This is a genomic window from Mycolicibacter virginiensis (assembly GCF_022374935.2).
Taxonomy (GTDB): Bacteria; Actinomycetota; Actinomycetes; order Mycobacteriales; family Mycobacteriaceae; genus Mycobacterium; species Mycobacterium virginiense.
The window spans coordinates 1,230,536-1,242,097 of the sequence record NZ_CP092430.2 but is presented as its reverse complement, the minus strand read 5'-3'; the positions used below and the strand labels follow the sequence as shown (position 1 = coordinate 1,242,097).

The window sequence follows — 11,562 nt, the reverse complement described above, 5'->3', positions numbered from 1 at the left end:
GACGGAATCTATTGTCCAGCAACGATATTCAGTCTTCTGTCATTGCGAAGGCCGACGCCGGGAGGGTGGTCCGCAGCTATGTGCCGCACCCTCCCGGCGCTGACCCAACTCCGCAGCCCATCGACCAACTAACCCCCGAGAGGAACACCCGATGACCGGAACCGGACAACCCCGGCGGCGGCTTACCCTGGCCGACCTGACCGCCCGCGAGCGTGGGCACTTGGAGCTGTGTGTTCACGAATCAGCCCATGCCGTCGCCGGAGTGGTGCTCGGTGCGCAGCTGCGCAGCGCGGTGGCCTCAGACAGCCGTGTGTGGGGCCAGCAAGGGACGACCACGTTCGCTGACCGCCCCCACGGCCGCGACCCCGAGATCGCTTACGCCGGGCCGTGGGCAGTGGCCCGTTGGCGTGCCGGTCGCCGCCCGACGCAGGCCGAGACGTATGCCGTCCTGTCGCGTGGCGGCTACAAGGACGACCAGGTGCTGATCGCCTCCGGTGGAACGCATCTGGGCACCGGGATTACGCCCTTGCTTGAGCGGTGCTGGCACGCAGTCATCCGCACCGCCCAGCAACTCCACCGGGACGGCGAGGTGTTCGAGGCCGACGTTCTGGCGGCGCTGGGGGTCGATGACGGCGGTGGGAGCACCAGCACACAGCTGGCCAACCTGCGCGCCGGTCTGCGCTCGGTGCCGCCGCTGGCCCACGACACCGCCAAGCAGGCCGCGCCCGCCTGATGCAGCCGGTTTCACTGCGCCCCTTGGCCTCGGGGGCGCGGTGTACCGGCCAACGACACCAGCCCCAACGAAAACCACCGAGGGAGAACACCATGAGCGGCACGACCAGCACCACACCGAACGTCGATCCGTTCTACGACACGTGGATGGGCGACTACTGCCCGGCGTGCTGCCCGCCAGGAGACCAGGCCGACCGTTGCACCCGCCTGGCCGCAATGACCGAGCCGGACGCCGTGATTTGGAACGGCGGTAAGCGGCTGATCTGCGAATACTGCTGTGACCGATGCGGCCATCAGTGGCGGCGGTCGGACCTCTGGGACGCCGCGAGCGCCGGTTTCGACTCCAGCGCACGGCGAAGCGTCGCGTGACCACCGCTGCCAACCCGGTAGCCGCGTTGGCCGCCGCCCGCGCCCTCCAGGCCGCACGGGGGCGACAGCGCCCCGATTCACCGGCCGAGCTGGCCCGCCGGTTGATCCCCGGCTATCACGTGACCCCGACCATCCGGCTGATCAGCGACGAGCTGGTGCGCGCCGTACAGACGCCGGACTCGCGGCTCATCCTGTGCTGTCCACCGCGTACCGGCAAGAGCCTGCTGGTCAGTCAGGTGTTCCCGGTCTGGCTGCTGTCGCGCAACCCCGACACCGAGATCATCGTCAAGAGCTACGCCGACGCCCTGGCCGAGGAGCATTCACGGGAGGCGCGGCGGCTGATCGCCGAGCACCGCGACCAGCTGGGCATCGAGCTGGCCGAGGACAAGCAGGCGGTGGGCCGCTGGCGGGTGTCCGGTCACCGTGGTGGCATGTTGGCAGGCGGAATCCTGAGCGCAACAACCGGTTTCGGGGCCGGTGTGCTGTGCGTGGACGATCCCGTCAAGGGCGCGGCTGAGGCCGACTCGCCCGCCTACCGGCGGCGGCTGCTGGCCGAGTTCCGCTCCAGCCTGATGACCCGGTTAATGCCCGGTGGGTCGGCGGTGATCGTGATGACCAGGTGGAGCGAGTTCGACCTGGCCGGCGAACTGCTGGCCGAACCGGGTAGCCGCTGGCGGCACGTCAACGTCCCTGCCATCAGCGCAGCGGGCGTGCCCGATGCCCTGGGCCGCCCGCCGGGCGTGGCGATGACCTCGGCCATCGGACGCACCGCCGAGCAGTTCGCCGAGATCAAGCGCGCCGTCGGCGGCCGGGCCTGGGCCGCACTGTATCTCGGCGTGCCCTCCGAGCCGGAAGGCGGGCTGATCAGGCGACAATGGCTTGACGACTGGCGGCTACCGGCTGCACCGCGTGGACCCGTCAAGGTCGTCGTAGGCGTCGACCCAGCCGACTCCGGCGAGGGCGACGAGACCGGCATCATCGCCGCCAGCCTGAGCGCCGACGGCTCCGTTGCACTGATCGCCGACACTTCGGGGCACTTCACCAGCGACCAGTGGGCGCGCCGCGCCGTGGACCTGGCCATGGACACCGGAGCCAGCGAGATCGCGGTCGAGGCGTTCGCCGCCGGGACTACCTACGTCCGGCTTGTCACCGAGGCACTGCGGCGGGCCAGGCTGGACCGGCCCATCAAGGTCACCGGCTGGCCGCCGAAAGGCTCTGGCCGTGGCAAAGGCGATGCGGTGGCCCGCTCGGCGGAGCTGCTGGCCGCGCTGGAGACCGGCCGGTGCCGGGTCGCTGGCTTCTTGCCCGCGCTGGAGGACCAGGCCGTGACGTGGGAGGCAGGCAAGCACCAGCCCGACAGGGTGGCCGCGGCGGTGGTGGCCTTCGATGTCCTTGCCCGCTCCGCCGGGCAACAGTGCGGATTCGTGACTCCCATCGACGCCATGCGCCGCGCCCGCGAGGGCCGGATGCCACCGCCGCCGAGCTGGATGACGCGCCGGATCGGCGGGCGGTGACCGTGGAGCCATTCATCACCGACGTTGGCGGCGTGCTGTTGGAGAACGTGCACCCGATGGACAACTGCGCCGGTCGTCGGTGCGTGGTGCACAACCCCAGCGACCACCACATGCGGGATTGGCCGCTGGTGTGGCGCAATGACCGGGGCATCTTCGAGCGACGGTGCCCGCACGGCATCGGGCACCCCGATCCTGATCAATTCGAGTTCTGGGCGCAGGCGCGCAAGCGGTGGCGTCCGGCCCTGAGCGCTGATGTCATGGACGACCCGCACCCGCCGCAGAACCCGTACGACGGCATCGGGATTCACGGCTGCGATGGCTGCTGCCACAGCTGAGCAGGGCGTACACCAATCTGGCAGCTGTGTGCCGCTGTGCCGAGCGAACGCCGCCAGGCCATGCAACGAACCGCCGTGGTGGCGTTCGCGCGCGAGCGGGAGCGCACAGCGGTGGGGTCGCGGCTAGGTCGCGGAACCGGGACCGAGCGCTGGCGGTTCGTCGGCGCGGTGGCTGATTTCCGCATCAGGCGATACCTCGAACCCCATGAGTCCCTGCTCACCAAGAGGTCGGATTCCGGTGAGCACTCGGCTGATGCGTGAGCGCGTCTGGTCGCCTGGCAGGTAGGACTCCACCACGTCGAAGTCCGCCGAGATGCGCAGGTTCGGATCCTCCATCAGGCGGGTGACCTCCTGCGCCACACGGCTTTCCGTCACGCCAGCGGTAATCCGAGGTGCATCCAGCGGCTCGAAGTAGAAGGTGCCGAGCGACCACCGGAACCCGTCGATGGTGCCGGTGAGCGTCTCGCGGCGGCGGGTCTCCTGGGCCACCTCCAGTTCGATTCGCAGCCGAATCGCACCGTCGTTGGTCAGCGCCAGGTCGGCGGCACCCACGTGACGCTGGCGAATCATGCCCTGCACCGTCCAGCCGCCGTGCTGGGAAGCGTTCGCCACCCGCTTGAGGGCGGTCCTGGCCTTGATCGGCAACTCCGCAATCTCGGCGGCCAGCGGTGTGTCTAGGTCGGGGTCGCTGGCGTGCGCAAGGATCGACGCCACGGTGCGCAGCGCGTCCGAGTCGACGCTGGACGCCAAAGCCACGGTCTCCGCATCCGCCACCTGGCCCTCGGGCAACTCCGGTGTCGCCACACGAAGCACCACCCTCACGCTGCCTGGAGTCGCACCCTCGATCATCAGGTTGTCGCGGTAGCGGTTTCGGCCCACTCGGGCCTTGGCGGTCTCCTTGACCGCATCGCTGATGCCGCTCACGAACCGAGAGAACTGCCGGGCGTTGGCCGCGTTGTGCTCTATGCCGGGGCCAGCGAGGTGCAAGTCAACCTCGGCCTGCTCCGGCCCCACCTCACGCTCGAAGATGTCGAGGAGCTTGGCGTCGTCGCGGACGATTCCCGCGCGTATGGACTCATGCAGCACGCGGTCTGACCTGGGGTCACCCGAGGTGTAGCGCAGTGCATCCACCAGCGACGCCACCAGTTCGTCATTGGTTGCCACTACACGCTCACCTCCAAGTACCCCTTGCTGACGCCCGTAACGACATTGTGCTGCTCATCCCGCACCGATGACCACATGAGATCCCACGTCATCAGTGCCGCCGGGTTGTCCGCTGCGGCGACGAAGCCATCGATCAACCCGCCCATCGGATGCACCTTGTCGCCCGCGTTACTGCCCAACGTCAGCAGCGGCATGAAGGTGGGCTGTGTCACCTTGGAATGTTCTCCTGAAGGTACGACAACAACCACGTCGGCGTCCTCCGGTTCAGCCCACGTCTTGTGGGTGACGAACCCGCCGTTGATCCAGAACCGGCAGGTGCTGAATTGAGGTGACACAAGGTCGATGTACAGCGTCAACGCACGGAAGATCAGCTCGCGGCGTGGACGAAACGGCGCGTTCACCACGAACGCCTCGTAGACCTCATCGAGGGTGGCGGCGTGCCGACCGGCAGGCAGTACCGCGTACTGACCGCTCGTAGCTGGAATCGGCAACGCTGCGTCCCTCCCTCTGCCGTCCCGTTTCGACTACAGGTGTGGATCATTGCATGCGCCGTCCGTCGCGGCGGCGTCTTGTCGTGGTCGTGACACTCCGTCAATGAGACCGAGACGCTGGGACGGCGGGTGACGACTCAGCCCTTGGACGTAGACGTTGTTCCAAACCGGAACTCCACCACGTCCCCATCGGCCATGACGTAGTCCTTGCCCTCCATGCGCACCTTGCCGGCGGACTTGGCGGCGGCCATCGATCCGGCCTCGACCAGGTCGTCGTAGGAGACCACCTCGGCTTTGATGAAGCCCTTCTCGAAGTCGGTGTGAATCACCCCGGCCGCCTTGGGCGCGGTGTCGCCCTGGTGGATGGTCCAGGCCCGCGCCTCCTTGGGCCCGGCGGTCAGGTAGGTCTGCAACTTCAGCGTGTGAAAACCGGCCCGCGCCAACGCATCCAGACCGCGCTCACTCTGCCCGATCGACTCCAGCAGCTCCATGGCCGACTCGTCGTCGAGCTCGGCGAGTTCGGCTTCGATCTTGGCGTCGAGGAACACCGCGTCGGCCGGGGCCACCAGCTCGCGCAGCGCGGCGACCCGCGCGGCATCGGTGAGCACCGACTCGTCGGCGTTGAACACGTAGAGGAAAGGCTTGGTGGTCAGCAGGTTCAGCTCGCGCAGCGGCGCGGTGTCCACCCCGGCGGCGAACAGGGTCTTGCCGGTGTCGAGGATCGCCGCGGCGGCCACCGCGGCCTCGTGCATGGGCTTGCGGTCCTTGTTGTTGCGGGCTTCTTTCTCCAGCCGCGGGACCGCCTTCTCCAGGGTCTGCATGTCGGCCAGGATCAGCTCGGTGGCGATCACCTCGATGTCGGCCTCGGGGTCCACTTTGCCGTCGACGTGCACCACGTCGTCGTCGGCGAAGACCCGCACCACCTGACAGATGGCGTCACACTCGCGGATGTTGGCCAGGAACTTGTTGCCCAGCCCGGCCCCCTCCGAGGCGCCCTTGACGATGCCGGCGATGTCGACGAACGTCACCGGCGCGGGCAGGATCCGCTCGGAGCCGAATATCTCGGCCAGCTTGGTCAGCCGGGGGTCGGGCAGCGGCACCACACCCTCGTTCGGCTCGATCGTCGCGAACGGGTAGTTGGCGGCCAACACATCGTTGTGTGTCAGCGCGTTGAACAGGGTCGACTTACCAACGTTGGGCAACCCCACGATTCCGAGACTCAGGCTCACGGGTAGCCAAGTCTAAGGCCCGGGGCGTGCCGCCGTGCGCCCCCGCCGCCGCCAGCCGGTACCGTCAGTGTGTGGCAGTAGCGCGGGAGAAGTCGGCAGTGGCCGCTGACCACCGTTCGATCTTGCCGAGCATCGCCGGTTTGCCGTGGTGGAGTGCCGTGGCGGTGGCGGTGGTCGCGACCGCGATCGGAGTGGCGTTCGACGCCGGCTCCGGCGACAAAGAACTGACCATCGTCTTCTCCGCCCTCTACGCGATGGGCTGTATCGCCGCGGTGCTCATGGTGCAGCAATCGGCGGTGTTCACGACGGTGGTCCAACCCCCGTTGATCCTGTTCGTGAGCGTGCCCAGCGCGTACTGGATGCTGCGCGGCGGCGGGTTCCCCGGCCTCAAGGCCATCGTCATCAACTGCGGCTATCCCCTGATCGAACGATTCCCACTGATGCTTTTCACGGCGGCGGCCGTGCTGCTGATCGGGATGGTCCGCTGGTACCTCGGGATGCTGAGCGGAACCGCGAAGCGCGAGGCCCGCGATACCGAAGACGACGCCACCCCGAAGGCGGCCACACTCAGCGACCGCATCGGCGCCATGCTCACCTCCGCCCTCACCCGCAACCCCGCGCACGCCATCGAGAAGCCGGCTTCCCGCGAGGAGCGCCCGGGTCAGCGTCCCCGCCGCGCCACCGCGGAAGCCCGCCGAGCCGCGCGCCAGGGTTCTGGGTCCCGATCCCGGACCCGCTCCACCGAGCGGCGCGCCGCGGCCAACGGCTCGGCGCCGACGCGTTCCCGGCACGTTCGGCCGGACATCGACGCCGCCCGCGCCGCGGAGCACCCGCGCCCGCGTCGCCGTCCGGCAGCCGAGGGACGCGACGAGCCCATGCAGCGGCGGCGACGCCCCGCTCCCGAGGCGCACGACGAGCGCCAGCCCCGCCGGCGTCCGGCGCCCGACTGGCAAGACGAGCCGCGACGCAGGCCGCGTCCGCCCCAAGACGGGTCGCGCTCAGCTGACTCACTGTCGAGGACTAATCGGGATCCGCATCCGCGCAGCTACCGCCCCTCCGATGCGCCCGAGTCGATGCCCCGGCGCCGACCGGCGCCGTCTGGCGCCGAGGGGCGCGGCAACGGAACCGGCACTCGCCACCCCGTTTCCCAGGTGCGCTACCGCGGGTCAGGAGGCAACGAGTCCGATGCGGCGACCCGCGGCCGCTCCCGTCCACCGCGCGATGAAGTCGACTCCTGGGAGTACGACGTCTAGCTGTGCCCGATGGCGCCGACCCCCAGCGCCCGGCTGACGCCGCGCTTGCGATCGACGCCGCCCGACGGCGATCCGATCTACCGGCGATCCGGCCGGATCTCGCGAGGCAAGGCGAACACCAGGGTCTCGTTGGCGGTGGCCACCGGGTACACCGTGCCGTAGCCATACTCGGCAAGCCGCTCCAGCACCCCGCGGACCAGGATCTCCGGCACCGACGCACCCGACGTGACGCCGATGGTCTGCACCTCGCCTGCTTCGGGAGCCAGCCAGGCTGGGTCGATATCCTCGGCGTAGTCGACGAGGTGGGCAGCGCGGGCACCGGCGCCCAGCGCCACCTCGACCAGGCGGCAGGAGTTCGAGGAGTTCCGCGAACCCACCACGATCACCAGCTCGCACTCCGGGGCCATCGCCTTGACCGCGGTCTGGCGGTTCTGGGTGGCGTAGCAGATGTCGTCGCTGGGCGGATTCTGCAGGTTCGGGAATCGCTCGCGCAGCTTGAGCACCGTCTGCATGGTCTCGTCGACGCTGAGCGTGGTCTGCGACAGCCACACGATCTTGTTCTCGTCGCGGACGGTCACGGCGGCTACAGCATCTAAGCCGTCGACCAGCTGCACGTCGTTGGGGGCCTCGCCGATGATCCCGACGACCTCTTCGTGGCCGGCATGACCGATCAGCAGGATGTCGTAGCCGTCGCGGGCGAATCGCTTGGCTTCGTTGTGCACCTTGGTCACCAACGGGCAGGTCGCGTCGATCACCCGCAGGCTGCGTTCGGCGGCCGTCTCATGCACCGTCGGGGCCACGCCGTGGGCGGAGAACACCACGATCGCGCCTTCGGGCACCTGATCGGTCTCGTCCACGAAGACCGCACCCTTGTTGGTCAGGGTGTCCACCACGTGCTTGTTGTGCACGATCTCGTGACGCACGTACACCGGGGCGCCGTGCTTCTCCAGGGCCCGCTCGACGGTCTCGACCGCCCGGTCCACGCCCGCGCAGTACCCGCGTGGCTCCGCCAGCAGCACCCGCTTGCCGACCGGGGCGCCGCCCACCGCGGCTGAACTGTAGGCGATCTCCACGTCGACGGTCTGGGGCATGGCAACCAGCGTACGGTCTGCCGACACGAGACCGCCAGCTCGCGTCATGCCGGTCAATACTTGGAGATGACCGGCAGGTAAGGCAGGCTGGGGGCCATGGCAACTGCACCTTTTGGAGTCCGGCTTCTGGTCGGCGCGGCCACCGTCGCGGTCGAGGAGACCCTGAAGCTGCCGCAAACCATCCTGACCTACCCGATGACGCTGGCCAGCCAGGCCGCGCACGCGGTGATGCGCTGGCAGCAAGGCGTCGCTGATCTGGTCAACAAGGGCGACACCACTCTCGAGTCGCTGTTCCCGCCGAAGGATGAGCAGCCGGAGTGGGCAACCTTCGATGACGACATCGAGGACAGTTTCGACGGCGGTGCCGCGACCTTCGACGACGACACCGACCCGCGCACCGAGGGCCGCTTCGCCCTCTATTCGTTCAGCGAAGACGGGGCCACCCCGCCGAACGCATCCGCCGACAATGAGGCCCCGGCCGGCCGCAACGGTGCCGCGGACCCGACGGTGCCTACCCCCGACCTGGTCGACGAGCTCGACTACGGCTCGCTGACCCTGGCCCAGCTGCGGGCCCGGCTGGCGTCGCTCAGCCTCGACGAGCTGGAGACCTTGCTCGCCTACGAAGAGGCCACCAAGGCCCGGGCACCGTTCCAGACGCTGCTGGCCAACAGGATCACCCGCACCACCGCGAAGTGACCGACCCCGCGCCGGGCGAATCCGCCGAAAACCCGTTCCCGGTCCGCGCGGTTGCCATCCGGGTCAAGGGCTGGATCGACCGGCTGGGTTCGGTGTGGGTGGAAGGGCAGCTCACCCAGATCAATCTGCGCCCGGGCGTGCGGACCGTGTTCATGGTGTTGCGCGATCCGGCCGCCGACATGTCCCTGACGGTGACGTGCAGCCCCGAAATGGTGGCTTCAGCGCCGGTCAAGCTGACCGAAGGCACCCAGGTGGTGGTCTGCGGCAAACCCAACTTCTACACCGCCCGCGGCACCTTCTCGCTACGCCTGAGTGAGATCCGCGCCGTCGGCATCGGTGAGCTGCTGGCCCGCATCGAGCGGCTGCGGCGGCTGCTGGACGCCGAGGGGTTGTTCGATCCGCGCCTCAAACGGCCGCTGCCGTTCCTGCCGGGCACGATCGGGCTGATCACCGGGCGCGCCAGCGCCGCCGAGCGCGATGTCATGACGGTGGCCGGCACCCGGTGGCCGGCGGTGCGCTTCGCGGTGCGCAATACCGCCGTGCAGGGACCGACCGCCGTCGCCCAGATCGTCGAGGCACTGCGCGACCTGGACGCCGACGAAGCCGTGGAGGTGATCGTGCTGGCCCGCGGCGGCGGCAGCGTCGAGGACCTGCTGCCGTTCTCCGACGAAACCCTGTGCCGGGCCATCGCGGCGTGCCGGACCCCGGTGGTCAGCGCTATTGGGCACGAACCCGACAGCCCGTTGTGCGATTTGGTCGCTGACCTGCGCGCGGCCACCCCCACCGATGCGGCGAAGCGGATCGTTCCGGACGCCGCGGCCGAGCAGGCGCTGGTCGATGACCTGCGGCGACGCAGCGCGCAGGCGGTACGTAACTGGGTGGTGCGTGAGGACCGCGTGCTGATGCAGCTGCGTAGCCGACCGGTGCTGGCCGACCCGCTGCGCGCCCTGACCGAGCGCGGCGAAGAGGTCCAGCGCGCCCTGGCCGCGGTGCGGCGTGATGTCAGCCGGCTGATCGCCGTGCAGAGCGAACGGGTGGGCCATCTGGCGGCGCGGCTGGCTACCCTGGGCCCGGCCGCGACGTTGGCGCGCGGCTACGCGGTCGTCCAAACTGTCGGCGCAGCGGGGCCGCGCGTACTGCGCTCGGTCGACGATGCGGCGGCCGGGACCCGACTGCGAATCCGGGTGGCCGACGGGGCCGTGGCGGCGACGAGTGAGGGGCGACTTCTTGAAGGACCCAGCGATGGCAGCTGAGCAAGCCGATCCGGTGACACCCGTTAGTGAGCTTGGCTATGAGCAATGCCGCGACGAGCTGATCGACGTGGTGCAGCGCCTGGAGCAGGGCGGGATGGATCTCGACGCGTCGCTGAGCCTGTGGGAACGGGGCGAGCAGCTGGCCAAGCGGTGTGAAGAGCACCTGGCCGGAGCCCGGCGCCGGGTGCAGGAAGCGCTGGACGCCGAGCCCGCCGACGACGACCGCGCGTGACTTCCCTCTTTACAAGACCACGGGAACTGAAACACGTTCAGTTATGCTCGCCCGATGGGTGATCCTGCACTGACTACTGAACTCGGCCGGGTACTGGTCACCGGGGGCTCCGGCTTCGTCGGAACCAACTTCGTCAAGACGCTGCTGGAACGCGGCTACCAAGTGCGCTCCTTCGACCGCGCGCCGTCGAGCCTCCCCGACCACCCCAACCTGGAGAAGCTCGAAGGCGACATCTGCGACCCGCAGACGGTGGCCGCGGCGGTCGCCAACATCGACACCGTGTTCCACACCGCTGCCATCATCGATCTGCAGGGCGGCGCCAAGGTCACCGACGAGATCCGCCGGCGCAGTTTCGCGGTCAACGTCGACGGCACCAAGAACCTGGTCCAGGCCGGACAGCGGGCCGGGGTGAAGCGATTCGTCTACACCGCCTCCAACAGTGTTGTGATGGGCGGCAAGGCCATCTCGGGCGGCGACGAAACCATGGCCTACACCACCAAGTTCAACGACCTCTACACCGAGACCAAAGTGGTCGCGGAGAAGTTCGTGCTCGGCGAGAACGGCATCGACGGCATGCTGACCTGTGCAATCCGGCCGTCGGGCATCTGGGGCGACGGTGACCAGACCATGTTCCGCAAGCTGTTCGAAAGCGTGGTCGCCGGTCACGTCAAAGTATTGGTCGGCAGCAAGCACGCCAAGCTCGACAACTCCTACGTGCACAACCTGATTCACGGCTTCATCCTGGCCGCTCAGCACTTGGTGCCCGGCGGATCGGCGCCCGGCCAGGCCTACTTCATCAACGACGGTGAACCGATCAACATGTTCGAGTTCGCTCGACCGGTCATGGAGGCGTGCGGCGAGCGCTGGCCCAAGATCCGGGTCTCCGGCCGGATGGTGCGCGACACGATGTTCGCCTGGCAGTGGCTGCACTTCCGGTTCGGCCTGCCCGAGCCCATGTTGGAACCCGGTGCGGTGGAACGGCTTTACCTGAACAACTACTTCTCGATCGCTAAGGCCGGCCGCGACCTCGGCTACCAGCCGCTGTTCACCACCGAGCAGGCGATGGCCGACTGCATGCCGTACTACAAGAAGCTCTTCCAGCAGGTCAAGGCCGAGGCGCATCCGCACCTGGCGACGGTGGTCGCCGAGCCGCACCCGGAGTAGTCCCAGGTCACCACGGGGAAGTTTCTGGTGGGAAGTTTC

The 11,562-nt window shown here is 68.6% G+C and carries 13 protein-coding genes; 9 read left to right on the top strand and 4 right to left on the bottom strand.

The features are described 5' to 3' along the window. Nucleotides 1–151 precede the first annotated feature (151 nt). From MJO54_RS06150 to MJO54_RS06135, 4 genes are all read left to right on the top strand, one after another. Nucleotides 152–733, top strand: a complete 582-nt coding sequence (locus tag MJO54_RS06150) for a hypothetical protein (RefSeq protein ID WP_149772885.1) — start codon at nucleotides 152–154, stop codon at nucleotides 731–733. A 92-nt stretch (nucleotides 734–825) separates the two neighbouring features. After that, nucleotides 826–1,101 (top strand): hypothetical protein, encoded by a 276-nt coding sequence (locus MJO54_RS06145; protein WP_149772884.1) that lies wholly within the window; start codon nucleotides 826–828, stop codon nucleotides 1,099–1,101. Then, complete coding sequence (locus MJO54_RS06140; RefSeq protein ID WP_235676010.1) at nucleotides 1,098–2,615, top strand: terminase large subunit domain-containing protein; 1,518 nt, start codon at nucleotides 1,098–1,100, stop codon at nucleotides 2,613–2,615. The genes MJO54_RS06145 and MJO54_RS06140 overlap by 4 nt, the downstream gene beginning before the upstream one ends. Next, a complete protein-coding gene (locus MJO54_RS06135; RefSeq protein WP_149772882.1) occupies nucleotides 2,612–2,950 on the top strand; it encodes a hypothetical protein in 339 nt (112 codons plus the stop codon). The genes MJO54_RS06140 and MJO54_RS06135 overlap by 4 nt, the downstream gene beginning before the upstream one ends. A gap of 123 nt (nucleotides 2,951–3,073) precedes the next feature. Here the strand turns inward: MJO54_RS06135 and MJO54_RS06130 are convergent, their stop codons facing one another. The 3 genes from MJO54_RS06130 to ychF form a co-directional block, all read right to left on the bottom strand. Next, nucleotides 3,074–4,114 carry a hypothetical protein gene (locus tag MJO54_RS06130; protein WP_149772881.1) on the bottom strand — a complete coding sequence of 347 codons (1,041 nt, stop codon included), beginning with the start codon at nucleotides 4,112–4,114 and terminating at the stop codon, nucleotides 3,074–3,076. Then, entirely contained in the window at nucleotides 4,114–4,605 is a 492-nt protein-coding gene (locus MJO54_RS06125) for a DUF6932 family protein (RefSeq protein ID WP_149772880.1), read from the bottom strand. Before MJO54_RS06125 ends, MJO54_RS06130 begins: the two co-directional genes overlap by 1 nt. A 137-nt stretch (nucleotides 4,606–4,742) precedes the next feature. Further along, nucleotides 4,743–5,834 carry a redox-regulated ATPase YchF gene (ychF, locus tag MJO54_RS06120; protein ID WP_240175760.1) on the bottom strand — a complete coding sequence of 364 codons (1,092 nt, stop codon included), beginning with the start codon at nucleotides 5,832–5,834 and terminating at the stop codon, nucleotides 4,743–4,745. 71 nt (nucleotides 5,835–5,905) lie between these two features. Here ychF and MJO54_RS06115 point away from each other — a divergent pair, with 71 nt between their 5' ends. Beyond that, complete coding sequence (locus tag MJO54_RS06115) at nucleotides 5,906–7,087, top strand: DUF6542 domain-containing protein (protein WP_064890953.1); 1,182 nt, start codon at nucleotides 5,906–5,908, stop codon at nucleotides 7,085–7,087. 77 nt (nucleotides 7,088–7,164) lie between these two features. On the opposite strand, the gene MJO54_RS06110 is transcribed toward MJO54_RS06115, so the two are convergent. Next, a complete protein-coding gene (locus MJO54_RS06110; RefSeq protein WP_064891014.1) occupies nucleotides 7,165–8,178 on the bottom strand; it encodes a 4-hydroxy-3-methylbut-2-enyl diphosphate reductase in 1,014 nt (337 codons plus the stop codon). Nucleotides 8,179–8,274: 96 nt separating this feature from the next. Between MJO54_RS06110 and MJO54_RS06105 the strand changes: the two genes are divergently transcribed. From MJO54_RS06105 to MJO54_RS06090, 4 genes are read left to right on the top strand one after another with little or no spacing between them, the layout of a single operon-like run. Further along, complete coding sequence (locus tag MJO54_RS06105) at nucleotides 8,275–8,874, top strand: lipid droplet-associated protein (RefSeq protein WP_064890951.1); 600 nt, start codon at nucleotides 8,275–8,277, stop codon at nucleotides 8,872–8,874. Beyond that, complete coding sequence (gene xseA / locus MJO54_RS06100) at nucleotides 8,871–10,127, top strand: exodeoxyribonuclease VII large subunit (protein ID WP_065153627.1); 1,257 nt, start codon at nucleotides 8,871–8,873, stop codon at nucleotides 10,125–10,127. The genes MJO54_RS06105 and xseA overlap by 4 nt, the downstream gene beginning before the upstream one ends. After that, nucleotides 10,117–10,359, top strand: a complete 243-nt coding sequence (locus MJO54_RS06095) for an exodeoxyribonuclease VII small subunit (RefSeq protein WP_046283844.1) — start codon at nucleotides 10,117–10,119, stop codon at nucleotides 10,357–10,359. The genes xseA and MJO54_RS06095 overlap by 11 nt, the downstream gene beginning before the upstream one ends. 54 nt (nucleotides 10,360–10,413) lie before the next feature. Continuing rightward, nucleotides 10,414–11,523, top strand: a complete 1,110-nt coding sequence (locus MJO54_RS06090) for a 3-beta-hydroxysteroid dehydrogenase (RefSeq protein ID WP_046283843.1) — start codon at nucleotides 10,414–10,416, stop codon at nucleotides 11,521–11,523. Nucleotides 11,524–11,562 lie beyond the last annotated feature (39 nt).

What these genes read in the sequence shown, in the direction of transcription:
- MJO54_RS06145 (WP_149772884.1), top strand. Translation starts at nt 826, where the DNA reads ATGAGCGGCACGACCAGCACCACACCGAACGTCGATCCGTTCTACGAC.
- MJO54_RS06110 (WP_064891014.1), bottom strand. Translation starts at nt 8,178, where the DNA reads ATGCCCCAGACCGTCGACGTGGAGATCGCCTACAGTTCAGCCGCGGTG.
- MJO54_RS06105 (WP_064890951.1), top strand. Translation starts at nt 8,275, where the DNA reads ATGGCAACTGCACCTTTTGGAGTCCGGCTTCTGGTCGGCGCGGCCACC.
- MJO54_RS06095 (WP_046283844.1), top strand. Translation starts at nt 10,117, where the DNA reads ATGGCAGCTGAGCAAGCCGATCCGGTGACACCCGTTAGTGAGCTTGGC.
- MJO54_RS06150 (WP_149772885.1), top strand. Translation starts at nt 152, where the DNA reads ATGACCGGAACCGGACAACCCCGGCGGCGGCTTACCCTGGCCGACCTG.
- MJO54_RS06090 (WP_046283843.1), top strand. Translation starts at nt 10,414, where the DNA reads ATGGGTGATCCTGCACTGACTACTGAACTCGGCCGGGTACTGGTCACC.